Origin of the sequence: Thermophilibacter immobilis, assembly GCF_015277515.1 — a bacterium.
GTDB classification, from domain to species: domain Bacteria; phylum Actinomycetota; class Coriobacteriia; order Coriobacteriales; family Atopobiaceae; genus Thermophilibacter; species Thermophilibacter immobilis.
This window is the reverse complement of the sequence record NZ_CP063767.1, coordinates 1,414,566-1,440,271: the sequence shown is the minus strand read 5'-3', so window position 1 is coordinate 1,440,271 and position 25,706 is coordinate 1,414,566. Positions and strand designations below refer to the sequence as shown.

Genomic DNA, 25,706 nt, shown 5'->3' with positions numbered 1-25,706 from the left:
GCGGACGCGGTCGCGCTCGAGCGACGCCTGGGCCCGACGACCCCTCTGTGGGGAGGCTCTTCTCGCCCCGGCAGGGCCTCTACGTGCGCGCGGCGCGCTGGGGGGGAGGCGCGCAACGTGCGGACGTTTTGGTCTCTGGTCAATCCATGTGGCATACCGCACGGGAATCCACCCGCACGCCATCGGGGGATTCCCGTCAGCGCTCGCGTGGGTGGCTGGAAGCCTGGCTGCGGGGCAGGAGGCCTCCTTCTGCCTGATGGAGAAAAGATCTCCTACCTTGCCGTTGCGGTCTAGGCCGCGGTCCTTCTCGCCGAGAAGGACCTGTGAGGGAGCTGCTCGAACTCCTCGAGCGTGCCACTATGCACAAAAAGACGGCTGCGTGAAACGATTCTGTGCGGGACGGCAGGCTCGCCGGCAGGGGGGCGCCGAGAAGGGCAAGAGGTGCGAGGTGGGCCGATAAGCCGGGTTCTGTCGCGGACGACCATTTATCTAGGGCGACCGTCGCCGGTCGCCTCGAGCGCGCAACCCGAGCGCGGTGCGGGCCACACCATGGCGCTCCTATTTGCGCTTGCTCCGGATGGGGCTTGCCAAGCCGTCGTGTTGCCACGACGCTGGTGGTCTCTTGCACCACCGTTTCAGCTTTTCCCTTTGCGCCCGAGGGCGCAGGTGGGAGTCTTCTTTTCTGCGGCGCTTTCCGTCGGGTTTCCCCGCCCGGCCGTTGGCCGGCATCCTGCCCTGTGGAGCCCGGACTTTCCTCATGGTCGCGACCACCTTGCGGCGGCGCGGCCCCGCGGTCGTCTGGCCCACCTCGCGCAGACGATTCTAGCACGAATCGCGTTGAACTCTGCCGCGAGTCCCGTCGTGGGCCCCGCTGCGCGCGCTCGTCTACAATGGCCCGTGGTCGCGTCGTCGTCTGGAAGGGTCGTGTCCGTGAGTCTGCCCGAGGGGGAGCCCGTCGGTACCGATGGAGCCATGGGATTTCGCACGCTGCGGGCCGGCGCGGAGGCGACCGGCACGTGCGAGGACCGTCGCAGCCGCTTCATCGCGCAGCTCGTGCGCGTCTGCGACGAGCACGAGGCCGAGGAGCATCTCGCCCGCGTTCGCGCGCAGCACCATGACGCGCGCCACCACGTCTTCGCGTGGGTCCTCGCGGACGGGCGCGAGCGCTGCTCGGACGACGGGGAGCCCTCCCGGACCGCGGGCATGCCCGTCCTGGACGTGCTGCGCGGCACCGGCCTGGCGGACGTATGCTGCGTGGTCACCCGCTACTTCGGGGGCACGCTTCTGGGCCCGGGCGGCCTCGTGCGCGCCTACGCGGCGGCCGCCTCGGACGCCCTCGCAACGGCCGAGAAGGACGGCTCGATCGCACAGATGACGCTCGTCACGCCCGTGGTGGCCCAGCTGCCCTATGCGCTCTACGAGCGCGTGGCCCGCCTCGCCACCGAGGCGGGCGGTCGGGTCGACGACGCCCTCTTTGCCGAGGACGTGCAGCTCACCTGCCTGTTTCGTGCGGGCGACGAGGAGCGCTTCTGCGGCGCCGTGCGCGAGCTCGCGTCCGGAGAGGAGCTCTGCCGCGCGCTGGGGCCGCGCTTTGCGGAGTTCTAGCGCCTGCGCTAGGATTGGACGACAGAAGCCGACGAAGGGAGTCCCCATGAAGGCCAAGCTCATCCACCACAACGTCCACGTCCTTGACCTCGAGGCCTCGATCGCGTTCTACGAGAAGGCCCTTGGCATGCGCGAGTTGCGTCGCAAGGGTCCGGAGGACGGCTCATGGGCCATCGCGTTCATGGGCAACGACGAGTCCGACTTCGAGCTCGAGCTCACCTGGAACCGCGGGCGCACCGAGCCCTACGACAACGGCATCGGCGACACGCACATGGCCGTGCGCGTGGACGACTACGATGGCTTCCATCGCCTGCACGAGGAGATGGGCTGCATCGTGAGGGAGAACCCCGCCATGGGCCTCTACTTCATCGCCGACCCCGACGGCTGCTGGACCGAGATCCTGCCGCCGGAATAGAGCATGGACACCATCGCGTCGTCGCATAGCAGCAAAAAAGGACTCCCGCGCCGAGAAGCGCGGGAGTCCTTTCGTGTGAGGAGCCAGGGGCGTGCGCTGACGCCGCTAGTCCTGGAGCGGCAGGCAGGCCCCGACGGGGTCCCAAGGGGCCACGTCGGTCGTGGGCGCCTCGTCCCACAGGGCGAGCACGTCGTCCGGGACGAACTCGCGCCTCACGACGACCTCGCCGCCGTAGGTGCGAAACCAGTCGGCGCTCGCCACGAGGTAGCCGTCCTTGCAGGCCTCCTTGCCCCAGCTGTTCTCGATGCGCCAGGCCACGGGGGAGCCGTCCGCCCCCAGCTCCACGCCCTGGAAGGTCATGGCGTGGGTGAGGCTCGTCTCGTGCAGGTCGAGCATCTGGGTGCGGTCCATTCCCAGCTTCACGCCGAGAAGGCCCTCGTAGTCCATGGTGTCGCAGGCGAGCACGCCGGGGAAGTCCTCGATGTGGCGGGGGAAGTCCTGCATCACGTCGCACGACATCGAGCACGGCTGCCCGGCGCGCAGGGAGGCCACGGCCGCGGCCTCGAGGACGCCCTGCTCCACGTTGAGCCAGCGCACGGGGCGACCGCCCTCCACGGAGTCGGTGAGCGTGGGATGCCACGCGGTGCCCCAGGGGCGCCCCTCGCCGGGCATGCAGACCAGATCGACGCAGTCGGCGGGGTCAAGGGGGACGTAGCGCTCGCAGAACGCGCGCGGGGTGAGGCCGCGGTCAACGAGGAGCCAGCGCTCGACGTCCTTGTCGGCCTTGTCGGCGCCCTGGTCGTCGGCGTCGGGCGCGCCCTCCTGGCGCACGAGGCGGCTGCGGTCGAGCCGGCACTTCTTGCCCACGGGGAGCTCGAGGTCAAAGGTCAGGGGAGGCTCGCCCAGGCAGACGCAGAGCACGCGATGGCAGGCGGCGACCATCTCGCGTCGGGCGTCGTCGAGCTCCGCGGGCGTGGCACCGGCCGCGGCGCGGGCGCGCAGCTCGCCGGCCGAGCGATGGAACAGGCGCTGGAGCTGCTGGTTCATCTGCGAGGAGTCCTTGGAGCAGGCGGTCTCGGGCATGGCGTCCTTGGGCACGAGGCCCCACTTGGCGATGAGGTTCATGGCGAAGGGGTAGAAGCCGCCGTCGCCCATGGCCTCGTCCAGCACGTAGGCGACCGCGCGATCCGAGGTGGGCCGTCCGGCGGTCTCCGCGATGCGCGCCAGGCCGGAGTTGAACTTCTCGAGCTTGTCGTAGAACATGCCGTAGGCCTGCGAGAACTCGAAGCTGTCCACGTCGAGAAGGTCCATGGTGGCCGCGCGGGCCACGTTGAGTGCCGAGAACATCCAGCAGCGGCCGGAGTGACGCTGGTTGGTGACCTCGCCCGTGCGGGGGCGGCTCACGCCGAAGGTGTCGTGGTACGTGCGCAGCGCGGAGACGTTGCGCGCCGCCTTCATGAGGTTCGACGAGGTCGCGGCGTTTCTGGCCACGCGGTTGGCGCGCTCGTCGGAGAAGCGGGCGGTGAGGTCGTCCGACCAGGCGGGGTCAAGGGCGCCTGGGACCGCGGCGGGCCGGCCGGTCTTGTTGGTATCGGTCATGGCCGCCCCCTAGCGCACGCGGGCGAGCGAGCCCATGGGGTCCCACGGGGCCAGATGCGTCGGCTCGGCGGTCTCATAGGTGCGGCGCTCGTCGTCGGTGAGGTACCTCTTATCAACGACGACCTGGTAGACGTACTCGTCGAACCAGGGGTCGGAGAGGGTGTCGAAGCCGTTTCTGCCGTGGTCCTTGCCCCAGCTGTTCTCGACCTTCCAGAGCGTGGGTGCGCCCTTCTCGTCCAGGTTGACGCCCTCGAGGACCATGGCGTGGGTCATGGCCGACTCGCCGTAGTCCAGGCGCTCGGCCTTGTCCATGCAACCTTCGACGTCAAAGCCCAGAAGGCCGTCCACGTCGAGCGCGGCGACGTCCATGATGCCCTCGTCGCGCACGTAGGACTGGTCCACGTCGCAGCCGAACCACACGGGCAGATTGTCCTTGAGCTGGGCGATCGCCACGCGCTTGAGCTCGTCCGGCGGCAGGTTGAGGTAGCGCACGCCGCCGGCCTCCACCACGTTGCCCAGCCGGTCGACCGTGTAGACGTGGCCGAAGGGCTTGTCGGCCGTGGGGGCGCTGATGAGCGAGACGTAGTCGTCGAGCTCCATGCCCACGGCCTCGGCGAAGAACTCCTGGGGCGTGAAGGTGCCGGAGAGGGCGAGCTTGTCGTCCCTGTCGCGCACGCGCGCCGAGAAGGACTGGGGCGGCTCGCCCAGGCAGGTGACGAGGAGGTGGTAGACGTCGCCCACCATCTCCTTCCTCATCTGGGAGAGGTCGGCGGCGCCCACGCCGGCGGCATGGCTCTCGCGCAGGCGCTTGGCGGCGCCGCGCAGGTAGCGCGTCAGATACTTGTCAAGCTCGTGGGTGTTCCGGGAGCAGGCGGTCTCGGGCATGGCCTCCTTGGGGGCAACGCCGTACTTCTTCACGAGGGCCTTGAACATGTCCCACTGGCCGCCGTCGCCCACGGGGTCGGTGAGCAGGTAGCTCACGAGGCGACCGTCCAGGGGCTCGTCGAGCGTGTCGAGGACGTTCTCGAAGAACCAGTTGCTCTTCTCGAGCTTGTCCCAGAACAGGGGATAGGCCTGGGAGAGCTCGAAGGTCTTGAGGTTGTACTTCTTGATGACGCGGTAGCGCATGGTGTTGAGGCTCGCGAACATCCAGCAGCGACCCGAGCGCTCCTGGTCCGTGCGCTCGCCCTGGCTGACCTCCACGTCGAAGGTGGTCGTGTTGGCGGCCACCCGCTCGGGTACGCGCGCGGCGGCGCGCAGCCCCGAGGAGCTCACGGCGTTCTTGGCCACGACGTTGGCGCGCTCGGCGAGAAAGTCCTTCCGGGCCGCCGCGAGGTCGTCGGCGGTGATGGGGGACGTCTGGTCCATGGTTTCCTCCCTGGTTGGGGTTCGGCGTTTTCCGCGTTCGAGCATAGCACGCGAGGTGGCGCGGCGCTCGTCGCTGGACGCGCCTTCGCCGCGTGTCCCAACGAGCAGCCGTGGCGTCACCGATCCTGCCGTGCGCCGATGCCGACCCTGCCATAGTGCACGGAACGGAGCTCTGAGATTACAAATTCGCGCAGGGCGGCAGACTCGGCCAGAAGGACGCCCGCGGGAGCGCGTTGGGGCTCTCGCGCCCGGCATGCTAGAATCGGCGGCATGAAGAACCTGCCAAAAGAGACAACGGGCGCGCTCGAGGCACGCCTGGCGCGCGAGCTGCCCGGCTACGCGCGGCGCGTCCTGGACGCGCTCGAGGACGCCGGCCACGAGGCCTGGGTCGTGGGCGGCTGGGTGCGCGACGCGCTTCTCGGCGTCTCGGGGCACGACGTGGACGTGACCACGCGGGCGCCCTGGCCCGAGGCCGCCCGCGTCCTGCGCGCGGCGAACATCACGGTGCACGAGACCGGTACGGCGCACGGCACCGTGACCGCCGTCGTGGACGGCATGACCGTGGAGACCACCACGTACCGCGTCGAGGGGGGCTACTCCGACCGGCGCCACCCCGACGAGGTGCGCTTCGTGGACGACGTCCGCGCCGACCTCGCGCGGCGCGACTTCACCGTCAACGCGATGGCCTTCCACCCCGCGCGCGGCCTGCTTGACCCCTATGGCGGGCGCGCCGACCTTGCGGCTCGCGTGATCCGCGCGGTGGGGTCGCCTCGCCGGCGCTTCGAGGAGGACGCCCTGCGCGTGCTGCGGGCGGTGCGCTTCGCGTGCCGGCTCGACGCGACGATCGAGCCCGCCACGCAGGAGGCGCTCGTCGCCTGTGCGGGTGAGCTGGACGACATAGCGCAGGAGCGCATCGGCCAGGAGCTGGACGGCATCCTGGCCACGGGGCGCGCGGCCTGGGCCCTGCGCCACGAGTTCGCCGTGTTGGAGGCCGCCCTGCCCGAGCTGGCTCCCCTGGCCGGCTTCGACCAGAGGAGCCCGTACCACGCCTATGACGTGCTCGAGCACACCGCGCGCGTCTGCGCGGGCGCGGAGGAGTTCGCGGGCGGCCTGCCGACGAGGGCGCTCAGGTGGGCGGCCCTTCTGCATGACGTGGCCAAGCCCGCGTGCTGGAGCGTCGACGACTCCGGTCGCGGCCACTTCTTTGACCACCCGCGGCAGGGGGCGCGCACGCTCAGGGCCGTCATGGGGCGCATGGCGCTTCCCACGGAGGTGACCAGGGCCGCGGCGGCCCTGGTGGAGCTGCACGACCTCCCAGTGTCCGCGACGAGCGTCTCGGTGCGCTCGATGCTTGCCGAGCTCGAGCGTCGTGCGTCGGGGCAGGCGAGGCCGCTTGCGTTCGCGCTCCTGGACCTCAAGCGCGCCGACGCCGTGGCCAAGGCCCCCGCCTTCAGGAGCTATGCGACCGAGCTCGACGAGGTGGGGGCGGCCCTGCGCTCGGCGCTCGCGGCGGGGCCGGTCTATCGCGTCCGCGACCTCGCCGTGGGCGGGGAGGACGTGCTGCACGCGTGCGGCATCGAGCCGGGGCCGCGCGTGGGCATGGTGCTCGAGCAGCTCTTCGCCGCGGTCATGGCGGGCGAGCTGCCCAACGACCGCGCGACCCTTCTCGCTCAGATGCGCTGGTAGGAAGCGTCTACCATATGTCCCGAGCCACTCGGGGCGGGCCATGCAAGAAATGCTACCGCCTGGGTATACAAGGGGCATGTTGTTCACCGACGAAGGGAGCGTTCATGTCAGACCTCAAGGATAAGTTTGCCAATGTGGCAGAAGCCGTCAAGGACGCAGCCGCCGACGCGGGCGAGGCGGCCAAGGACGCCGTCGTTGACGCTGGCGAGAAGGCCAAGGACGTCGCCGTGGCGGCGAAGGAAGCCGCCCAGGATGTGCTCGATGGTGCCGATGATAAGGTCGACGACGCCAAGAACAAGGCCAAGGAGGTCGCCGGCGACGTCAAGCGCGGGGCGAAGGAAGCGGCGGGCGACGCCAAGCGCGGCGCCAAGAAGGCCGCGGGCGAGGCGAAGCGCGGGGCGAAGGAGGCTGCTGACAAGGCCAAGGACGCGGTGGACTAGCCGCAACTGGTCTTGGCATCACCGACTCGTGGGGGGCGGCCTTGGCGAAGGAGCTGGGGCCGCCCTCTTGACGTGCACGAAGTCAGTTAGCGCGACCAACCACAAAAGAGAAGGGCGCGCTTCACATTATGCTCAATTCCCCTTGCGCGCGCAGACGAGTCCTGTATACTGTTTCCTCGCGCTGAGAAGCGTGAGGGCAGTTTTTGGGATGTCGTCTAGTGGTAGGACAGCGGATTCTGGTTCCGTCAACGGGAGTTCGACTCTCTCCATCCCAGCCAGTGCCCACAATCGCATATGTGGCCCGTTCGTCTAGCGGTTTAGGACGCCGCCCTCTCAAGGCGGAGATCACCAGTTCGAATCTGGTACGGGCTACCAATGCGCTTTGGCCCGTTCGTCTAGCGGTTTAGGACGCCGCCCTCTCAAGGCGGAGATCACCAGTTCGAATCTGGTACGGGCTACCAACTTTGAATTCGGCGGACTGCCCACTAGCTGGGCGTCCGCCGATTTTTTGTGCCAAATCGGGACTCTCGGAGAACGCGTTTTGGCCGCTGGCCCATGGTATCTCCACATGGACTACCCGTCATCGTTGATGAGGCAGTACGAAGCGATTGGGCTTGTTGACGGGCACGACCGAGAAGCTTTCCATGGAAGGTGCTGGATGCCATCCTCTAGAATTCTGAGCGTCCGGTCGGCATGGGTCATCGCGATGGTCGGGTCGCGTCGGTTTGGGCGTTTCTTTTCCTGCGTGGCTCAATGATCACGCTTCCAATCGTTGGCTGACTGGCCTCGTCCCAGGCCATATCTTGGTGGAAGCATGGGACGTTTTTCTTTTGAGCTAGCAGATGGCCTCCAGGGGAATCTTTATCTTCTGCATGAGGTCATTACGCCAGCTGTGCTCTAGCATCTGCTTGCGGTGCATCTCCTTAACGGCAACTCCGGGACATACCCCAGCGGCCTCGGCCGCCCCCCCTGATGTCATCCACTCGTGTTAGGCCATGGAAGTTGCCAAGCCCGGATGATTCGAAGAGCTCTTCCTTGGCGAAGCTGTTCGCGGCTTTTCCCGTTCATCGGTGCTGCTCTCTGTCCCATTGGTGAAGTCAAGTAGTACGGCGCCGTGACCGTCGTTGAGCACGTGCCCGATTTCGTGGAAGAGCGTCCAGATGAGATAGCCATCGGTTTTCCGACATCCCGTCTGCTGGATGAGCGGCACTCTGTTGTCAATCCATCGAGTAATGCCGTATAGGGGCAATCCCTTTGGCGGATCCACGAACTGGAGGATGACACCCGCTCCCAGGAGTATCTCCTCGAGATCCTCGAGCATGTCATCGTCAGAATGTGCCGCTTCGCTGCCTCAGCGCGGGAAGCGCCGTGAATCCGCCGCTGGGGCAGTGGAGAGCTGTCTGGCGACTGCCCTACCCCAGGGTTCTTGAGCAAACTCGACAAAATCGTGCCACAGGGGCGGATTCATGAGCAGCCAACGCCAGGGCCGGCGAGAAGGGCGCCCCTCGGAGCGACCTCTGCCTCGCCGCCCTACCCGCAGGCGTTACACGCCGCGCAGGCGGCGCGCGCGGAGGGCGCGACCGCGAGGCCACCGCGGGCGGTCTCGCGCAGGGACGCCGGCATCGCGTGGCCCACCTCGGCCATGGTGCGCACGACCTCGTCGAACGGCACGAGCGAGCCCACACCGGACAGCGCGAGCTGCGCGGACGAGAAGGCCGCCGCCACGCCGATAGCGTTTCTCGCCTGGCAGGGCACCTCCACGAGGCCGCCCACCGGGTCGCAGACCAGGCCGAGCAAATTGGAGAGCGCCAGTGAGCTCGCGGTCAGGGCCTCGGCGGGCGTCCCGCCCATGAGCTCGACCAGGGCCGCGGCCGCCATGGCCGCCGCGCTGCCCACCTCGGCCTGGCAGCCGCCCTCGGCCCCGGCCACCGAGGCCGAGGTCTGGATGTTGAGCCCTACGGCCGCCGCGCACCACAGGGCCGCAGCTGCGGCGTCGTCATTCGCCCCGAGCGCGTCGGCGCAGGCGAGCACGCAGCCCGGCACCACGCCTGAGGCGCCCGCCGTGGGGGCGGCCACGATGACGCCCATGGCGGCCGAGCGCTCCAGGACGGCCATCGCGCGCGCCACGGCGTCCGTCTGGGCAAACCCCATGAGCGCCGGCGCGAGGGTCGCCGCGGCCGCGTTCACGCGCCGCGCCTCGCCCCCGATGAAGCCGCCTAGGGAGCGCTGCGGCCGTGCGATCGGCTCGCTCGTCTCTCGTCGCATGACCTCGAGCACGCGGGCCATGGCCTCGTCGGCGCGCGCGGCCCCCGTGAGCTGCGTCTCACGCAGGCGCATGAGCGCCCCGATGGACGTGCCGCGCGCCTCGCAGGCATCCAGGAGCTGGGCCCCGTTGTCAAAGAGCTCCGGGGCCGTGACGCCGGGGGAGAGCATGGAGGCCGAGCCCGGCACCTGGATGAACGTCGCGTAGCTCACGTGGCGCAGCTGGCGCACCATGGGCACCACGGAGGCGTCCGGCGCCCCGTCGGTCTCGAAGACGGTGTAGGCCCGCCCGCCCTGCTCGGTGCGATAGGTGCGGCAGCGGGCTATGTTCACGTTCGCCTCGGCGAGAAGCGTCGTGAGACTGGCCAGGGCGCCGGGAACGTCCTCGTGCGCCACGAAGAGGGTGGCGTAGGCCCCCGTGATGTCCACGCCCACCCCGTTGATGCGGCTGATGCGCACCCTGGCCCCGCCGAGGCTCTCACCGCGCACCTGGCAGCGGACGCCGTCCGTGCCCTCGAGGTCGATGTCCACGGTGTTGGGGTGCATCGTGGCGTCGTCGCCGGCTACCTCGAAGCTCACGTCGAGCCCGGCCTCGCGGGCGAGCTCGAAGGCGTCCCTGATGCGCTCGTCGTCGGCGTCGAGCCCCAGGACCCCGGCCACCAGCGCGCGGTCGGTGCCGTGGCCCCGATGCGTGTGGGCGAAGGAGTTCCACAGGGTGAAGCGCACGCGCGCCACGCGGCCCTCCACGAGCGAGGTGGCCACGCGCGCGCAGCGCAGGGCGCCCGCGGTGTGCGAGGAGGAGGGACCCACCATCACGGGCCCCAGGACCTCGAAGGCCGATGTGGTGGCAAGCGTCTGCGGCGTAGAGGACACGTCGTCTCCCTTCGGTGACGGATGGGGTTATGCTCGGTGCATGTGGTCGCGACGCCCAACGAGCGCGCGTGCGGGCGGCGCGACCTCGGAATCTTCCTAGAGGGCCATCGTGCGTGCGCGCGCGACCCGAGCGAGGCAGTCGTCTTTGCCCACGAGCGCCATGGTCTCGCCGAGAGGCGGGCTCACCAGGTTGCCGCACACGGCCACGCGTACGGCCTGGAAGACCAGGCGTTTCTTGAGGCCCAGCTCCTCGGGCAGCGCCTCCAGGGCAGTGTCCACGGCCTCGGCCGTCCAGTCGGCGGCGTCCACGGTCCCGAGCGCCTCGGACGCGGCGTCCAGGATCGCGCCGGCGCCCTGCCTGGCGAGCCCCTTTGCCACGGACTTCTCGTCGTAGGCGAGGGTGGCGGCCGTGGCAAAGACGGGGGCGGCCACCCGCGCGGCGTCGGCGGACATCTTGGTGCGCGGCTTCACCACGCGGGCGAGCGCTCGCAGCCAGGCGGGGTCGCGCCTCTCGCCGGGGGCCATGAGGTGCGCGCTCACGAGCTCGGGGACCATGACCTTACGGGCGAACTCGTCGTCGGACATCGCGTTGAGGTAGGTCGCGTTGATCCAGTCGAGCTTGTCCGGGTCGAAGGTGGCCGGGTTCTTGGAGACGTGGTCGAGCGAGAAGCGCGCGGCCAGGGTCGCGCGCGGCACGATCGTGGTCTCGCCGTCCAGCGACCACCCCAGAAGCGCCAGGTAGTTCACGAAGGCGTCGGAGAGGTAGCCCGCGTCGCGGTACTCCTCCACGTTGGTGGCGCCGTGGCGCTTGGAGAGCTTCTTGCCGTCCGCGCCCAGGATCATCGAGAGGTGCGCGAAGGTGGGCACCGGCGCGCCCAGGGCCTCGTAGACCATGATCTGGCGCGGGGTGTTGGAGAGGTGGTCGTCGCCGCGGATGACGTGCGTGATCCGCATGGCGGCGTCGTCGACCACGGTGGCGAAGTTGTAGGTGGGCGTGCCGTCGGTGCGCTGGATGACAAAGTCGTCGAGCTCCTTGGCGTCAAAGGTCACGTCGCCGTGGACCGCGTCGTGGACCACCACGTCGCCGCGGTCGAGCGGCACCTTGATGCGCAGGACGTACGGCTCGCCGGCCTCCACGCGGGAGCGCGCCTCGGCGGGGTCGAGGCCGCGGCAGCGGCGCTGATAGCCCTGGAAGGGGTCCTTGCGCTCCTGCGCGGCGGCCTTGTCGGCCGCGAGCTGGTCGGGCGTGCAGAAGCACGGGTACGCCCTGCCCTCGTCCCAGAGCCTGCGCGCGGCGGCGCGGTAGAGCTCGGCGCGCTCGGTCTGCTCGTAGGGGCCAAAGTCCCCGCCGACCTCGGGGCCTTCGTCCCAGTCCAGGCCCAGCCAGCGCAGGGCGCGCAGGATGATCTGGGTGTTCTCCTCGGTCGAGCGCGTGGGGTCGGTGTCGTCGATGCGCAGGATAAAGGTTCCGTGATGGGAGCGGGCGAAGGCCCAGTTGTAGATCGCGGTGCGCGCGCCGCCCACGTGGAGCTTGCCGGTGGGGGAGGGCGCGAAGCGCACGCGGACGGGGGTGGTGCTGTCGGACATGGATGCTCCTCGGGGTGCCGTCTTCACATACGCGTGCCAGTATAGCGCGGACGGCAGGGCGAGGGAAAACACCGCCGGGGCGCCGCGCGTGCTCGCCGTGCCCGATCTTCTCGCCCCGCCTCTGTTCAGTTTTTTTGAAATGCGCTCAAAAAGGCGGCCCGGATGGTAGAATCGCCCTCGACTCAACAAGAGAGAAGGACTTCTCGTGAACATCTTGGACGACAAGGTGACCTCCCGGCTGGCCAGCGACGTCCAGAGCGTGCGCGAGGTGGCTCGCGACAGCATCGAGCAGACCGTGGCCCGCCAGGGCGCGCGCCTGCGCTCGGGCACCAAGACGCGCAAGAGTGCGGCCACCCGCGAGAAGATCATGTCCGCCGCCGCCGAGCTCATGGTCGAGCACGGCAGCACCGACTTCCAGATGAGCGAGGTCTCGGAGCGCTGCGCGATGTCGAAGGGCGCCCTCTACTACTATTTCGCCGACAAGACCGCGCTCGTGCGCTCCGTCTTCGATCGCTCGGTCGACGGCCTGGTGGACAGCGTCGAGGGCGTCGTGGCCAAGGCCCCCTCCTCGGCGGAGTCGATCTTCGGCCTCGTCCAGACCCTCGTCGAGGGCCTGCGTCCCGGGACCCCCCTCATGCTCGCCATGACGCGCGGGTCGGCGGCCGACGGCCACGACGTGCTCCCGAGCGTCGAGACGCACCTCGCGCGCATCATCTCGATCCTCACGGCCCAGTTCGAGCGGGCCAAGGAGGAGGGGCTCGTGCGCGCCGAGTCCAACAGCCGCCTGAGCGCCGTGGGTATCGTCGGATCGTTCGTGGTCTACGAGTACGTCGGGCCCGACATTGCGGCGCACGAGAGCTCCGACCTCGTGCGCGAGATGCTCGACCTGGTCTTCTCGGGCATGGGCACCGCGCGCGCCCGCACGCTCTTCTCGGCTAAGAATCCCACGACACACGAGCTTCCCCCATCAGGAAAGGATGAATGAATGTCTCACCGCAACCGCTTCTTCACCTCCGAGAGCGTCACGGAGGGCCACCCCGACAAGATCTGCGACCAGGTCTCCGACGCCATCCTCGACGCGATCATCCGCAAGGAGACCGAGCTCGAGTCTGCGGGCTACGTCTCTCCGTCGGGCATGCCGGCCTGCGTGAACAACATCCGCTGCGCCTGCGAGACCTTCGTGACCACGGGGACCGTGATCGTGGCCGGCGAGATTCGCACGGCTGCCTACGTCGACGTGCAGAGGATCGCCCGCGAGGTCATCCGCCGGATCGGCTACGACCGCGCGAAGTACGGCTTCGATTGCGACACCTGCGGCGTGCTCAACCTCATCCACGAGCAGAGCCCCGACATCGCCATGGGGGTCGACGAGTCCTTCGACGCGCAGGCCGGCGGCACGACGGACCCCATCGACGCCATCGGCGCCGGCGACCAGGGCATGATGTTCGGCTACGCCTCGGACGAGACCGACGTCCTCATGCCCATGCCCGCCTACCTCGCGCAGCGGCTCTCCGAGCGCCTGTCCGCCGTGCGCAAGGACCACACGGTGGACTACCTGCGCCCCGACGGCAAGACCCAGGTGACCGTGCGCTACGAGGACGACCGCCCCGTCGAGGTCACGGCCATCGTCGTTTCCACGCAGCACGCCGACAAGATCAAAGACATGGGCGTCATCAAGCGCGACATGATCGAGCACGTGATCGCGCCGGTCCTGGACGAGGTGGGCATCCGCTGGAGGGACGCCGACATCTACGTAAACCCCACCGGGCGCTTCGTGGTCGGCGGGCCCATGGGCGACACGGGTCTCACGGGCCGCAAGATCATCGTGGACACCTACGGTGGCATGGGTCGTCACGGCGGCGGGTGCTTCTCGGGCAAGGACTGCACCAAGGTCGATCGCTCGGCCGCCTACGCGGCGCGCTGGGTGGCCAAGAACGTGGTGTCCGCCGGCCTCGCGCACAAGTGCGAGATCGAGCTCGCCTACGCAATCGGCGTCGCGCACCCGCTGTCCATCATGGTGGACACCTTCGGCACGGGAGCGGTGGACGACGAGACGATCGAGCGCGCGGTCGAGCGCGTCTTCGACCTGCGCCCGGGCGCCATCGTGCGCGACCTCAGGCTGCGCCGCCCCATCTTCGAGAAGACCGCGGCCTACGGGCACTTCGGCCGCGAGGACCCCGACTTCACCTGGGAGAGGTGCGACCGCGTCGAGGAGCTCAAGCGCGCCGTCGCCGAGGCGCGGGTGGCGTAGGGGACCCTCCTGGCGTTCCTGCCGTCGCGACTGCCGCATGTGCCCCGCCGAGCTTCTCTCATGATTGCCCGGTGGGGCGCTTCACGTGTTCCGACGCCGAGAAGTGCCGCACCCGCCCCGTGCCATTCTTCTCGGCTTGCCCGGCGGGGCGCTTGCGGTGTTCCAACGCTGAGAACCGCTGCAACCGCCCCGTCGCGGTAGCCCTACGCCCATTCGGCGGGGCATCTGCGGCATCTCAACACCGATAAGTGCCGCAACCGCCCTGGGGCGCGGACGTCCTTGACGAACGTTTTGCGATTGCCACATGCGCCCCGTCGTATGATGGGGGCGCAATAGTTCGGCGGAGGGGGCGCCAGGGCAAACAGCCAGAAGGTCTACCGGGTGGGGTTCGCGTGGGTCTACCCGCTCTTGGTCGCCAAGGCCGAACGCAAGGGGCGCGCGCCGAGGTGGACGCCGTCACGTCCTGGCTCACGGGCTACGAGACCAGCCAATTGCCGAGCTCGCGGCCTCTGACGTCACCTACGGGGACTTTCTTCAGAGGCGCTTCGCGCCCCAACCCCAGATGAGGCCTGGATCACGGGTGGCGCGCGCGGAGGACGTCGAGGAGCCCTCATGAGGGAGAGTTGATGCGGAGAAAAACGGCGCCAGACTGCCGGTAGCGTTTAAAGACCGGGGCACGCTGTGGCGACGTTGGCGACGCTCCAGCCCAGCTATTCCGCACCCCGCACCCGCAGGATGCCGTGCAGGGTACCCGCGCACAGGGCGACTGCGACCAGACCCAGCCCGACCGCGCAGACCACGAGTCCCACGTCGAGGTCTAGCCCCTCGAAAGGAGCTACTCCGAGGGCCAGCGACGTGAAGAAGATCGAGACGAGAACGGCAAGAGCCCCCACGATCAGGGCATTGAGCATGTGAAGCGTCGCCTCGATGAGACTGACGCAGACAGTCTCCGCCGGGGTCGCTCCCAGAGATATCAGGGAGGCGGTGCTCTGACTGCGGTCCGCAGCGGACATCAGTGCGCTTGCCGTCGCGCCCACTACGCAGATGAGCAAAGGTCCACCCAGCATGATGACCGTCGGCGTCCAACCCACCATGAAATCACCGTCTGAGCCCACGTGCGTGGCATACCACACGGCCAGAGGACCTAGGGCGGAAGAGAACCCACAGATAATCTCGTAGCCTACCATGACGGGCAACTCCATGGAGGAGCTGCTGGCAAGGGAGTAACGAGCCTCCTTTCCTGCTAGGTCGGACAGGACGAGGGGTCTGAGCAGGATGGACCACGCTCGGAGTACGGTCGGCAGGATCCAGGGAGAGAGGGCGGAGAAGACGCCGATGATGGGAAGGGGGAAGACGAAGCCCCAGGTGATTACATCCTTCGCATCAGCGGTCTTCATAAGGTCGTAGAACCAGACGGCGCATGCGATAGAGAGACCCAGCAGGGCGATTCTGAGCAACGGGACCTTGGACGTGGCGCGCTCCAGCTCCGAGAGAGCAGCCAGGGGCTTTGTCTTTGAGGCCCCTCGGGCGGCACCGAATCCCCCACATAGAAAGATGAGTGCGGACCAGAACGCCACCAGGGGAGTCCCAGTGGCATCCGGAGTCACGTTAAGCGTCACGACCGATGGACCGAAGTCGCTAAAGAGGAGGAGAAAGAGGGAGGATAGAGAGCGAGTGAGACCAGGCCACCGACGAGCGAGCCGACAAGGCCGCAGGCGGCAAGCTTGAACATCCTAGGCCTCCATCAGTTCGAGGAGGTGCTCGGCGGTAGGGTGCCGCTCCTCCGAGTCGATGAGCCCGTCGCGTATGACGACGGCACGGTTCACGAGCTTGGCTGCGGACAGGTCGTGGGTGACCAGCACCACGGCCTTTTTCGGTTTCTCGCTGAATTTCCTGAGAAGGTCAACGCTGCTGCTCGCCACCGGACAGCGACTGGATGCGCTCCTTGCCACGACCACCAAGGACCACCAAGGACCACCAAGGACCACCAAGGACCACCAAGGACCACCAAGGACCACCAAGGACCACCAAGGACCACCAAGGACCACCAAGGACCACCAAGGACCACCAAGGACCACCTCGGTGAGCGGGCCCTCCACCGCGTCTTGGGGCAGGGACCTTCTCAGGAGCCGTGACGGCAGGGCGACGTTGTCCGCCACATTTAGAGAATCGATGAGGCAGAACGACTGGAAGACGAAGCCAGCGTGCGCACGCTGGAGCCTGGACAGGGCCGAGCGGCCCGGCGAGGTGAGCTCGTTGCCCAACATGTTGACCGAGCCTTCCGGCGCCTGCGTCAGCCCCGTCATGCAGTGCAGAAGGGTCGACTTTCCCGAGCCGCTCGGGCCGAAGATCCCCACGAACTCCCCTGCTCGACGCGCATGTCGATGCCGTGGAGGATTTCGATTTCCTTATGCCCCCGGCGGCCCCAACGGGGAATGACTTCCTCAGATTCCGCGTGACCATGGCCGGCGACATGGACGACACCCCTCTGAAAGTTGCTCATCAACGATGGATTCCTTTCAGAAACAGCATAGTACGAAATCAAACAGAGTATTTTTTTTCAATTAATACCGCAGGGACAGTGAGAGGGGAAAACCCCCTATTCACTTTGCTCGGCGATTTGCTGAAGGGATGAGGTCTCCAGGCAGTATCCGTAGCCCAGCGCCCGCCCTCTCGGATCTCCACTACAATCAAGACTCCAAGAATCCACGACGCAGCAAGAAACGGAGGCGCCCATGCGCTACGCGAGCGTCGCGCTCGACATACCCACGCGCGCGCTCGAGGGCACCTTCGACTACGCCGCGCCCGCCGCGCTCGGCCCCGCGCTCGCCGTGGGGGCCACGGTCCTCGTGCCCTTCTCGCACCGCGCGGCGGTGGGCTACGTCATGGCCGTCTCGGACGAGCCCCCCGCAAACGTCAGCGCCCAGCAGATCCTACCGGTGGCGCAGGTCCTGGCCGCGCCGGCCTTCGACGACGCCTCGGCGCGCGTCGCGAGCTGGATGGCGCGCGCCTACGCCTGCCCCTTGTGCGACGCGGTCCGCCCCTTCCTGGCTCCCGGCCAGAAGGTCAAGGTCACGCGCCCGTCCCCGGACGCCCCGTGGGAGCTCGTGAGCGAGAAGGCCGGGCCCCGCGACGCGCGCTGGGCGAGCCTCACGCCCGAGGCCAACGACTTCACGCCCACCCGCGCCGCGAGCCGCCAGCGCGCCGTGATCGCGGCGCTGGCCGCCGGCCCGCAGCGCGTCTCCGAGCTCTCGGCGACCATCCCCGGAGCCGCGAGCGCGGTCGGCGCCCTGGCCAAGAGGGGCGTCGTTGCCGTGGCCACCCGCCGCGAGCTGCGCGGGATCGAGTCCACGAGCCTCTCGTCGGCGGCTGCGCCCCGGCCCGCGCGCCTCACGGACGGGCAGGTCGAGGCCCTGGCCGCCATCGGGCGCGCTCGCGCGGCTGCGTTCGGCGACGTGGTCCTGGTCGACGGGGTCACGGGCTCGGGCAAGACCGAGGTCTACCTGGCCGCCATCGAGCGCGCGCTCGCGGACGGGCAGGGGGCGCTCGTCCTGGTGCCGGAGATCTCGCTCACGGCCCAGACGGTGGGGCGCTTTCGCAGCCGCTTCGGCGAGGAGGTGGCCGTGCTCCACTCCCGCCTTTCGGTGGGGGAGCGCTTCGACCAGTGGGACCTCGTGCGCCAGGGGCGCGCCCACGTGGTGGTGGGCGCCCGCTCCGCGCTCTTCGCGCCTCTCGCTAGCCCCGGCCTCATCATCATCGACGAGGAGCACGAGGGCTCCTACAAGCAGGACAAGTCCCCGCGCTACCACGCCCGCGAGGTGGCCGCGCGCATGGCGGCCGAGCGCGGGTGCGCCCTGGTCCTGGGCTCGGCCACCCCTTCGCTCGAAAGCCTGGAGCGCTGCCGGGAGGGGCGCTTCTCCGGCGCTGCTTGGACGCGCGTCAAGATGCCTGAGCGCCCGGGCACGGCCGCGCTGCCCCAGGTCACGGTCGTGGACATGGCCGAGCAGTTCCGCGGCGGCGGCCGCTCGATCTTCTCGGCCCCGCTCGTGCGCGCCCTGGAGGGCGTGGTCGAGCGTCGCGAGAAGGCCGTGCTCCTGCTCAACCGCCGCGGCTTCGCCAATTTCCTCATGTGCCGGGAGTGCGGCTGCGTGCCCGAGTGCCCGCACTGCTCGACCGCGCTGACCTACCACGAGCGCACCCACGCCCTCGTCTGCCACACCTGCGCGCGCAGCTGGCCGGTCGCGGCCTACCCCGACCCGTCCACGCGCTGCCCCAACTGCGGTAGCCGCTACCTCGCCGCCTTTGGCGTGGGCACGCAGCGCGTGGAGGACGAGCTGGGGATGCTCCTGCCCGAGGGCGTGGAGGTCATCCGCATGGACGCCGACACGACGCGCAGCAAGGGCGCCCACCAGCGGCTCCTCGAGCGCTTCGACGCCGCCGAGTGTGCGGTGCTCGTGGGCACGCAGATGATCGCCAAGGGGCTCGACTTCCCCGAGGTCACGCTCGTGGGCGTCATCAACGCGGACACCATGCTCAAGCTCCCGGACTTCCGCGCCGCCGAGCGGACCTACGACCTGCTCGAGCAGGTCGCGGGCCGGGCCGGGCGCGGCGCGCGCGCGGGCGAGGTGGTGATCCAGACGTACTGGGCCACCCACCCCGCCATGCGGGCGGTCGCCACCCACGACCGCGCGACGTTTCTGGCCCCCGAGCTTGCCGAGCGCGCCGAGGCGGGCTACCCGCCCTTCGCCCGCCTGGCCAACGTGGTCGTATGGGGCCGTCGCGAGGCCATGGTGCGCGAGGTCTCCGCGGCCTTCGCCGACGCCGTCCGCGCGCGCACGGAGGGGCTCGCGGGCTGGGAGGTGCTGGGCCCGGCCGACTGCGTGAAGGCGCGCGCGAAGGACCAGGTGCGCCGCCACGTGATGGTCAAGGCCCCCGCGGACGCGGACCTGGGCGGTGTGCTGCGCGGCTGCGCGGCATCGATCCGGCGTCCGGTGGGTAGTAACATGGCAGTGGACATTGACGCGTACGACCTGATGTGACGCCGACGGCGCGCCCGCCGGCAGAAGGAGATAGACATGGACGATTCAAGAGACGTCGTGCTCTCGCCCGACCCGCGCCTCTTCACGCAGTGCGCCCCGATCGAGAAGATCGATGACGGCGTGCGCGATCTGGCCGACCACATGCTCAGGGTGATGTACGCCTCGGACGGCTGCGGCCTGGCCGGCCCGCAGATCGGAGCGATGAGCCAGATCGTGGTCATTGACGTTGACTACGTGGGCAGGGGCAGCAAGAAGAACCCCTACGTTCTTATCAATCCCCAGATCGTGACCGCCGACGGCCCCGAGCGCGAGACTATGGAGGGGTGCCTCTCCTTCCCGGGCATCAGCGTCCCGGTGAGCCGCCCGAGCCACGTGGTGGTGCGCGCCAAGAACCTCGACGGCGACCTCATGCAGTACGAGGCCGAGGGCAACCTCCTGGCCGTCTGCCTGCAGCACGAGATCGACCACGTCCACGGCAAGACCATGGTCGACCACCTGTCGCCGCTGAAGCGCGCCGAGGCCATGCGCGCCTGCGAGGAGGCCATCGAGGCGGGGGCCCGTCCCGGCGAGACCGCGGTCGAGGAGTAGGGGGCGCGCATGCGCATCGTCTTCATGGGGACGCCGAAGTTCTCCGTCCCGTCGCTCGAGGCCCTCGCCGCGCGCCATGACGTAGCTCTCGTGGTCACGCGTCCGGATGCCGTGCGCGGGCGCGGGCGCGCGCTCGAGCCGTCCGCCGTGAAGGCGCGCGCGCTCGAGCTGGGCCTTGACGTGCTCGAGGCCAGCCGCATGGACGAGCGTGCCCTCGCGGCCGTGCGCGCGGCGGAGCCGGACGTCATCTGCGTCGTGGCCTTTGGCTGCATCCTGCCCGACGAGCTCCTCTCGGTCGCGCCCCTGGGCGCCGTGAACGTGCACGCGTCGCTCCTGCCGCGCTGGCGCGGGGCTGCCCCCATCCAGCGCGCCATCCTGGCGGGAGACGAGCGCGCGGGCGTCTCGATCATGCGCGTGGCCCACGACCTGGACGCCGGTGCATGGTGCGCCCAGGCCTCGGTCGAGGTGGGCGAGAAGGACGCTGGCGAGCTTACGGTCGAGCTGTCTGGCCTGGGCGCCTCCGAGCTCGTCGGCGCGCTCGACACCCTCGCGGACGGCACGGCCGTCTGGCACGAGCAGGACGCCTCCCGGGTGACGCTCGCCCCCAAGCTGACCAAGGCCGAGATGCTCCTGTCGCCCGAGGACTCGGCCGTGGCCTGCGCGCGGCGCGTGCGGGCCTCCGGGGACACGGCGCCGGCGCGCCTCGCGCTGTCCGGGCGCGGCCTGCGCGTGCTCGAGGCGCGCGCGGCCGACGAGTTCGTGGAGGCCGGCGCGGTGACGGCGGCGCACGGTCGCGTGCTTCTGGGGTGCGCCGAGGGGACCCTCGAGCTCCTGCGCGTGCGTCCCGACGGCAAGGGCGACCGGGACGCCTCCTCCTGGGCGGCCGGCCTGCGCGGTGAGCTCTCCTGGGAGCGCGTCTAGGTGGCGCGCGCCGTGCGGGCGCGGACCTGCGCGCTCGGCCTTCTGGGGGAGCGCCGTCGCAGGGACGCGCGCGCCCGCGACCTCCTGCGCGGCTCAGAGGCGCTGGCGGGGCTTCCCGAGCGCGACCGTGCGCTGGCCTTCAGGCTCGTCATGGGCTGCGTGGCCGCCACCGGGGAGCTCGACCGCGTGGTCGACGCGCGTCTCGCGCGCACGGCGCACCTGGAGCCGCGCGTGCGCGATGCTCTCTGCCTGGCCGCCTTTGAGCTGCTCTATCTCTCCACGCCTGACGAGGTCTGCGTGAGCCAGGGCGTGGAGCTCGTGCGCGGCGTGGCCCCGCGTGCCGCGGGGCTGGCCAACGCCGTCCTGCGCCGCATTGCCGAGAAGGACGCGCCCGCACTGGCCGCCGCGCGCGGGCGCGTGGAGGCCGGGACATTCGCCGCGGCCGACCTGGCCCGGGTCGGGGCGCTGCCGGAGTGGCTCTGCGAGCGCGCGCTCGCCTCGCTCGGGCCACGGGCCGCGGCCGCCTGGGCGTCTGCGGCGCTCGAGCCGTCTGCGGCCACGGTGGCTGCCAACCGCGCGCTCGTCTCAACTGACGAGGCCGAGCGTCTGCTGGCCGATGCTGGCTGCGGACCGGTCGCGGGACCGCTGCCGGGGTCCTTCTCGCTGGGTGCCCCCGCGCAGCTCGCGGGGTCGGGCCTGGTCGAGCGCGGCCTCGTGCTGCCGTGCGACCTGTCTGCGCAACAAGTCGCCCTTGCGGCCGCGCCCGCGCCCGGTTCGCGCGTGCTCGAGGTGGGGCAGGGTCGCGGGACCAAGACCGTGCTGCTCGAGGGAGCGGCGTGCGCGACCGGGGTTCCGTGCGAGGTCGTGGCCGTGGAGGCCGACGCTCGCAAGTCCGAGCGCGCGGCGAGGCGCATGAAGGATGCCGGCGTGGCCGACCACGTCCGGTGCGTCGCGGCTGACGCTCGGGCACTCGATGCCTCTCTCGGCAGCTTCGACCTGGTATTCGTTGACGCACCATGCACAGGGACGGGCACGCTCGCGCGCCACCCCGAGATTGCGTGGTCCCTCGAGGCCGCCGCCGTCCACGAGCTCGCCGGCCTCCAGCTCCAGATCCTGAGCGCCGTTGCGTCGCGCGTAGACGAAGGTGGGGCGCTCGTCTATGCGACCTGCTCGATCCTGGCCGAGGAGGACGAGCGCGTGGCTGAGGAGTTTCTCGCCAGCGACGCCGGCTGCGGCTTCGAGCTCGTCTCGCAGGAGCGCACCTCCTGGCCCGGCTCGGATGTCCACTTCCACGCCCACCTGCGCCGCCGCTTATAGACCACCGCCGTGCGTCTTGCTTCAGGGTGTCCTGCCTCGCCTCGGCGCACTCCACTTCAGGGTTATAGGACAAAACGTGTTGCTATGACTAGTCCCAGTCCGAACGCCAGGGGACCGACTGGTGCAGATCCTGCCAGACCAGGCCATCACCCCACTCCATCGGTTCTTCGCTTCTCTGCCCGTAGGTGATGTTGCGATATGCCCGGGCGATCTGGTCATCCGTGGGCATCACCTTCAGGATCTGCGCAGCGGGCAGGGGGCACTCCGTGTGCAGATAGCACCACCAGTAGACGGCCTTGATCCTCCTGGTGGTGCTGAGGCCCCTGTGGTCCCTCAGCATGCGTCTCAGCTGGGCGTTCACGCCGCCCTCTATCCTGTTGTTCGTGGCCGGCAGAGGCCCGAGCACGCCCGTGAGGCCAGGGTCGACGTAGGTGAAGAGCGTCCCCTGCCTGACGAGGGTCGTAAGCGAGCCTCTCGCCCTGACGAGCCTCTCGTGGGTGTAGGCCAGGTGTCCGCGCTCGTCACGGGTGCGCTCGGCCAGGAACGCACCCCAGCGCGAGCACCATGACGCGTAGGAGACCATCCAGGCGGCCGCCTGCTCGGAGCTGGCAACATGCGGCAGCCGGCACGCGAGGTCATAGGGCTCGACGCCCGCCCTAAGCTTGGGACGTGAGGTGGTGTACCTTCTGACCTGGCAGAAGGCATGGAAGGTGCAACGCTGGACCCTCGTGGTGGGCCACATGCGCCTGGCGGCCTTGGCGAACCCCGAGCCGCCGTCACCCACCACCACGCCGGGAGGGGCGATGCGGGCCAGCAGGGCCGACCAGGCACGCGAGTTCTCGCTTCTTGCCACGTACCACCCGAGGACATGCTCGTCCGTGCAGGCTATGAGCACGACGACGTCGCGAGCGACCCATATCCCGTCGACGTAGACGACATCGAAGACCTCGTCCACGAGGGGAGGCAGGGGCCATATGTCCCAGAACCTGGAGGTCCTCCTCCTGAAGGTCCTCCCGCCACCCGGCAGGTCGGACTGTCTCTCACCGGAGAGCAGCCATGTCAGGAACCCGTCCAACGTCTTCGCGGAAGCATCTATCCCATGGACGAACGTTGCCCCGCAGGCGAGGCATCTCCAGCGCTGCCTCCCTGCGGTCGTCCTGCCACTCCTCTTGGTCTTGCCCCCGCAGTAGGGGCACCTCACCTTGCCCATCGGACCGCCTGCCTCCGTCGACGTCGACACAGGCAACTAACATGGCATGCTTATGGGCATTTAGCTGGGACGATAGGCGGGATCAGCAACACGTTCTGTCCATCCTCGTAGTTGGGAGGGACCAACTATAGACCCACCTTATTGGGGTGTTACCTGCAAGAACGTGACAGATCAGCAACACGTTTTGTCCTTTAACCCCCACTTCACTGACGGTGACGACGACGGAGACAGCGGCGGTCGCGACGACAGCCCGCTCGTCCCGCGGCCCGCGAGCCGCTAGCGGTCGGGCGCGTCCTCAATCGAGCGGAGCATGCCAAAGTAGACGTCGTCGCGAGACATCGTGCAGAGCGTCTGCATGAGGTCGCGCGCCACGCCGAACAGCTCGCTGTCCACGGCGGCTCGCGCCGCCTCGAGAAACGCGTCGGAGACCTCGCGGGTGGGGGCGAGCGGGATCCCGGCCGCCTCGAGGACGGCATCAGCCTGGTCGTCGGGCAGCTGCGCCTCCCCGGACCCGCTCGCCTGCCCCACGAAGGTCACGAAGGCGAGGCCCACCGTGATGGTGGGCGCGGGGAGGTAGCGCAGGGCGCGCTGGTAGCACGCCTGGGCCGCGAGCACGTGCCCCTGCTGCCACTCGAGCTGCGCCACGCGCAGGTAGCCCAGGCCGATCGACTCCGGGTCGTGCGCGAGCGCGAGCAGGCGGCAGAGCTCGCGCTCGCTGCCCTCGACGTCGCCAGCGGCCTCGAGGCAGTGGGACAGGTGCAGGCTCGCCTGGGCGGAGAGCGGCGCGACCTCGGCCACGTGACGCGCGTGGGCGAGCGCCTCCTCTACGAGCCCCTGTGCGAGCTCGGCGGCCGACGCTATGGCGTGCGCGTCGAGGGAGGGACTGGACGCGAGCGCGCACGGGGGCTCTCCCGGGCCGACGAGGCGATTGTACAGGGCGCGGTCCGCATAGGTTCCAAAGGCGCGCTCAAGCCGCTCGCTCGCGCCCGCAGGGGAGCAGGCGTCATTCTCGGCCTGTGCGAGTCCCTCCTCCGCGACCTTCTGGGCCCCGGCGAAGTCGCGGGAAACCAGGAGGTCGTGCGCCTTCGCCGCCGCGCGAGAGAGCGGGTCCCCGTCCACGAACTCCTCCTCCACGGCGATCGGGTCGTCGGCGAGGGTCCCGTCTATGAGCTTTGCGACGCAGCGCCGGGCAGCCTGGGCGACGTCGTCGAGCGCCCCCTCGCCAGCGGCGGAGAGAAGCAGGCGGACGTTGTCCTCGGTGGAGTCGGTGAGACCGCGGGAGAGCTCGGAGGCCACGTGTCGCCGACGCTGGCCCTCGTCTATGGAGAGGCCGCTCACGCGCGCGCAGCCCAGGGCTCGTGCGGCGCTCGCGTCCAGGACGGCGTCGGAGAGTTCCACGGGGTCGTGGCGTCGGGCGGGGCAGAAGAGCTCGTCCTCGAGCGAGAAGCCCTGGCGCACGGCGGACAGCCCCCGCTCGTCGCCTTCAAGTACGGCCCCCGAGGCCCGCAGCAGGGCGAGCGGGTCGAGCGCCCCGGTGAGGTCGACGCCCACGAGACCCGTGCGCGTGAGGCGCACGGAGTAGTAGCAGGCATGGTCGGCCGCCGTGTCCACGACCCCGGCCACCCACACCTGGTCGAGCTCGGGGGCCACGGCGAACGCGTAGCCGGCGAGAAGGACCGCGAGCCTGAGGTTGTAGTCGGTCGCAGCGGCGCGCCGCATCTCGGACGTCGCGGGGACGACCCCGAGACCGCCCACGAAGGCAACCGAGGTCCACGCCCGCGGGGGGACGAGGTCGACCTCGAAGGCGGCGGCCCCCGCGACGACGTTGACCCTGAAGCTCGCGGTCAGGCGGTAGGGGAGCTGGAAGGCCTCGATGCCATAGGCGAGCGCATGGCGCACGGCCCACTCGCCATGCGCGGGCTCGTCCAGGTGAGCTGCCACGCGCTCGGCCTGGGAGACGATCGAGCGACAGATGCGCTGCTCGGCCCGGACGAGCCCAGACGCGGAGGCCCGGTTGGCGTCCGGCAGAAGACGCCCCGTGAGCAGCGCCGCGTTGAGGGCGGCCTCCACGCGCAGCACCTCGAGCTTGGCGAGCCAGGCAAGCGACTCCTCGTCCACGCGCAGGTAGAAAAGGCCGGAGGTGCGCGGCCTCACCACGTGCAGAGACGGGAGCTTCACGTCATCCGAGTCCAGCCCCGCCTCCTCGAGGCGCTCCGCCAGGCGCAGCTCGAGCGCGCCCGGCGCGCGCATGCCCTCGTGCCCCGGCGTCCCCGCGCCCTCGGCCCGCACGCGCACGTCGTGCATGAGGGCGACGAGCAGGGGAACGGGGTCGGAGGACGAGAGCAGCTTCTGGGAGAGCTCCTCGACGTCCAAGGAGGAGCCGTCAGACGAGTGCGTGCCGGCGTCTGGGGAGTCGTCCGAACCCTCGTGCGCGTCGGACGGCCCGTCATCTCCGGCGAGCGCCGCGAAGAGCCTGCCGAGCCTGCCGCGCGTCTCGTTGTCCCGCTCTGCCATGCCTCTCCTCCCTTCTTGCTTCCTGGTCGTG

Annotated in this window: 20 protein-coding genes, 3 tRNA genes and 1 other RNA gene; 14 read left to right on the top strand and 10 right to left on the bottom strand. The window is 69.5% G+C overall.

From position 1 onward, the window contains the following. Positions 1-441: 441 nt before the first annotated feature. Positions 442-810, bottom strand: an RNA gene (gene rnpB, locus INP52_RS06465) — RNase P RNA component class A. Between the two features lie 114 nt (positions 811-924). Here rnpB and INP52_RS06460 point away from each other — a divergent pair. Beyond that, on the top strand, positions 925-1,605 hold the full coding sequence (locus tag INP52_RS06460) for an IMPACT family protein (RefSeq protein ID WP_194370122.1): 681 nt from the start codon (positions 925-927) through the stop codon (positions 1,603-1,605). Positions 1,606-1,651: 46 nt separating this feature from the next. Next, positions 1,652-2,020 (top strand): VOC family protein, encoded by a 369-nt coding sequence (locus INP52_RS06455; protein ID WP_194370120.1) that lies wholly within the window; start codon positions 1,652-1,654, stop codon positions 2,018-2,020. 105 nt (positions 2,021-2,125) lie between these two features. Here the strand turns inward: INP52_RS06455 and INP52_RS06450 are convergent, their stop codons facing one another. Together INP52_RS06450 and INP52_RS06445 are read right to left on the bottom strand one after the other, a co-directional pair. Then, positions 2,126-3,619 (bottom strand): C1 family peptidase, encoded by a 1,494-nt coding sequence (locus INP52_RS06450; protein WP_194370118.1) that lies wholly within the window; start codon positions 3,617-3,619, stop codon positions 2,126-2,128. Positions 3,620-3,628: 9 nt separating this feature from the next. After that, positions 3,629-4,987: a C1 family peptidase gene (locus INP52_RS06445; RefSeq protein WP_194370116.1), complete on the bottom strand. Its 1,359-nt coding sequence runs from the start codon at positions 4,985-4,987 to the stop codon at positions 3,629-3,631. 270 nt (positions 4,988-5,257) lie between these two features. Between INP52_RS06445 and INP52_RS06440 the strand changes: the two genes are divergently transcribed. The 5 genes from INP52_RS06440 (at position 5,258) to INP52_RS06420 (ending at position 7,574) form a co-directional block, all read left to right on the top strand. After that, the gene (locus INP52_RS06440) at positions 5,258-6,673 is read left to right on the top strand and encodes a CCA tRNA nucleotidyltransferase (RefSeq protein WP_194370114.1); all 1,416 of its coding nucleotides are present in this window, start codon (positions 5,258-5,260) and stop codon (positions 6,671-6,673) included. A gap of 104 nt (positions 6,674-6,777) precedes the next feature. After that, entirely contained in the window at positions 6,778-7,113 is a 336-nt protein-coding gene (locus INP52_RS06435; RefSeq protein ID WP_194370112.1) for a YtxH domain-containing protein, read from the top strand. Positions 7,114-7,317: 204 nt separating this feature from the next. Next, positions 7,318-7,391 (top strand) — tRNA-Gln (locus INP52_RS06430). 20 nt (positions 7,392-7,411) lie between these two features. Continuing rightward, a tRNA-Glu gene (locus tag INP52_RS06425) sits at positions 7,412-7,488 on the top strand. A gap of 9 nt (positions 7,489-7,497) precedes the next feature. Beyond that, positions 7,498-7,574 (top strand) — tRNA-Glu (locus INP52_RS06420). A 527-nt stretch (positions 7,575-8,101) separates the two neighbouring features. Here INP52_RS06420 and INP52_RS06415 read toward each other — a convergent pair. The 3 genes from INP52_RS06415 to gltX all read right to left on the bottom strand — a co-directional run bounded on the left by INP52_RS06415 (position 8,102) and on the right by gltX (position 11,835). Beyond that, positions 8,102-8,434, bottom strand: a complete 333-nt coding sequence (locus tag INP52_RS06415; RefSeq protein WP_194370110.1) for a hypothetical protein — start codon at positions 8,432-8,434, stop codon at positions 8,102-8,104. A gap of 209 nt (positions 8,435-8,643) precedes the next feature. Further along, a complete protein-coding gene (gene sdaAA / locus INP52_RS06410) occupies positions 8,644-10,248 on the bottom strand; it encodes an L-serine ammonia-lyase, iron-sulfur-dependent, subunit alpha (RefSeq protein ID WP_194370108.1) in 1,605 nt (534 codons plus the stop codon). Between the two features lie 96 nt (positions 10,249-10,344). After that, positions 10,345-11,835 (bottom strand): glutamate--tRNA ligase, encoded by a 1,491-nt coding sequence (gltX, locus tag INP52_RS06405; protein ID WP_194370106.1) that lies wholly within the window; start codon positions 11,833-11,835, stop codon positions 10,345-10,347. A gap of 205 nt (positions 11,836-12,040) precedes the next feature. Here gltX and INP52_RS06400 point away from each other — a divergent pair, with 205 nt between their 5' ends. The 3 genes from INP52_RS06400 (at position 12,041) to INP52_RS10150 (ending at position 14,652) form a co-directional block, all read left to right on the top strand. Further along, entirely contained in the window at positions 12,041-12,820 is a 780-nt protein-coding gene (locus INP52_RS06400) for a TetR/AcrR family transcriptional regulator (RefSeq protein ID WP_194370104.1), read from the top strand. Next, complete coding sequence (metK, locus tag INP52_RS06395) at positions 12,821-14,086, top strand: methionine adenosyltransferase (RefSeq protein WP_194370102.1); 1,266 nt, start codon at positions 12,821-12,823, stop codon at positions 14,084-14,086. It begins immediately after the preceding gene. 248 nt (positions 14,087-14,334) lie between these two features. Beyond that, positions 14,335-14,652: a DUF2200 family protein gene (locus INP52_RS10150; RefSeq protein WP_408647664.1), complete on the top strand. Its 318-nt coding sequence runs from the start codon at positions 14,335-14,337 to the stop codon at positions 14,650-14,652. Between the two features lie 144 nt (positions 14,653-14,796). Here the strand turns inward: INP52_RS10150 and INP52_RS06385 are convergent, their stop codons facing one another. Both INP52_RS06385 and INP52_RS06380 read right to left on the bottom strand, forming a co-directional pair. Further along, entirely contained in the window at positions 14,797-15,663 is an 867-nt protein-coding gene (locus INP52_RS06385) for an ABC transporter permease family protein (protein ID WP_194370100.1), read from the bottom strand. A 156-nt stretch (positions 15,664-15,819) separates the two neighbouring features. Beyond that, a complete protein-coding gene (locus INP52_RS06380; RefSeq protein WP_194370098.1) occupies positions 15,820-16,443 on the bottom strand; it encodes an ATP-binding cassette domain-containing protein in 624 nt (207 codons plus the stop codon). A 378-nt stretch (positions 16,444-16,821) separates the two neighbouring features. Here INP52_RS06380 and priA point away from each other — a divergent pair, with 378 nt between their 5' ends. The 4 genes from priA to INP52_RS06360 are packed head-to-tail and all read left to right on the top strand — an operon-like array spanning position 16,822 to position 21,951. Then, entirely contained in the window at positions 16,822-19,125 is a 2,304-nt protein-coding gene (gene priA, locus INP52_RS06375; RefSeq protein ID WP_194370096.1) for a replication restart helicase PriA, read from the top strand. A 36-nt stretch (positions 19,126-19,161) separates the two neighbouring features. Next, positions 19,162-19,713 (top strand): peptide deformylase, encoded by a 552-nt coding sequence (gene def / locus INP52_RS06370; protein ID WP_194370094.1) that lies wholly within the window; start codon positions 19,162-19,164, stop codon positions 19,711-19,713. A gap of 9 nt (positions 19,714-19,722) precedes the next feature. After that, a complete protein-coding gene (fmt, locus tag INP52_RS06365; protein WP_194370092.1) occupies positions 19,723-20,634 on the top strand; it encodes a methionyl-tRNA formyltransferase in 912 nt (303 codons plus the stop codon). After that, the gene (locus INP52_RS06360) at positions 20,635-21,951 is read left to right on the top strand and encodes an RsmB/NOP family class I SAM-dependent RNA methyltransferase (protein WP_194370090.1); all 1,317 of its coding nucleotides are present in this window, start codon (positions 20,635-20,637) and stop codon (positions 21,949-21,951) included. Between the two features lie 88 nt (positions 21,952-22,039). On the opposite strand, the gene INP52_RS06355 is transcribed toward INP52_RS06360, so the two are convergent. Both INP52_RS06355 and INP52_RS06350 read right to left on the bottom strand, forming a co-directional pair. Further along, the gene (locus INP52_RS06355) at positions 22,040-23,161 is read right to left on the bottom strand and encodes an IS1249 family transposase (protein ID WP_194370088.1); all 1,122 of its coding nucleotides are present in this window, start codon (positions 23,159-23,161) and stop codon (positions 22,040-22,042) included. A gap of 276 nt (positions 23,162-23,437) precedes the next feature. Next, complete coding sequence (locus INP52_RS06350; protein ID WP_194370086.1) at positions 23,438-25,675, bottom strand: tetratricopeptide repeat protein; 2,238 nt, start codon at positions 25,673-25,675, stop codon at positions 23,438-23,440. Positions 25,676-25,706 lie beyond the last annotated feature (31 nt).

Bases quoted from the DNA above. Each gene is read 5' to 3' on its own strand.
- priA (WP_194370096.1), top strand. From the start codon at position 16,822: ATGCGCTACGCGAGCGTCGCGCTCGACATACCCACGCGCGCGCTCGAG.
- metK (WP_194370102.1), top strand. From the start codon at position 12,821: ATGTCTCACCGCAACCGCTTCTTCACCTCCGAGAGCGTCACGGAGGGC.
- def (WP_194370094.1), top strand. From the start codon at position 19,162: ATGGACGATTCAAGAGACGTCGTGCTCTCGCCCGACCCGCGCCTCTTC.
- INP52_RS06455 (WP_194370120.1), top strand. From the start codon at position 1,652: ATGAAGGCCAAGCTCATCCACCACAACGTCCACGTCCTTGACCTCGAG.
- fmt (WP_194370092.1), top strand. From the start codon at position 19,723: ATGCGCATCGTCTTCATGGGGACGCCGAAGTTCTCCGTCCCGTCGCTC.
- INP52_RS06350 (WP_194370086.1), bottom strand. From the start codon at position 25,675: ATGGCAGAGCGGGACAACGAGACGCGCGGCAGGCTCGGCAGGCTCTTC.
- INP52_RS06355 (WP_194370088.1), bottom strand. From the start codon at position 23,161: ATGGGCAAGGTGAGGTGCCCCTACTGCGGGGGCAAGACCAAGAGGAGT.
- INP52_RS06450 (WP_194370118.1), bottom strand. From the start codon at position 3,619: ATGACCGATACCAACAAGACCGGCCGGCCCGCCGCGGTCCCAGGCGCC.
- INP52_RS06435 (WP_194370112.1), top strand. From the start codon at position 6,778: ATGTCAGACCTCAAGGATAAGTTTGCCAATGTGGCAGAAGCCGTCAAG.
- INP52_RS06440 (WP_194370114.1), top strand. From the start codon at position 5,258: ATGAAGAACCTGCCAAAAGAGACAACGGGCGCGCTCGAGGCACGCCTG.
- INP52_RS06445 (WP_194370116.1), bottom strand. From the start codon at position 4,987: ATGGACCAGACGTCCCCCATCACCGCCGACGACCTCGCGGCGGCCCGG.
- INP52_RS06415 (WP_194370110.1), bottom strand. From the start codon at position 8,434: ATGCTCGAGGATCTCGAGGAGATACTCCTGGGAGCGGGTGTCATCCTC.
- gltX (WP_194370106.1), bottom strand. From the start codon at position 11,835: ATGTCCGACAGCACCACCCCCGTCCGCGTGCGCTTCGCGCCCTCCCCC.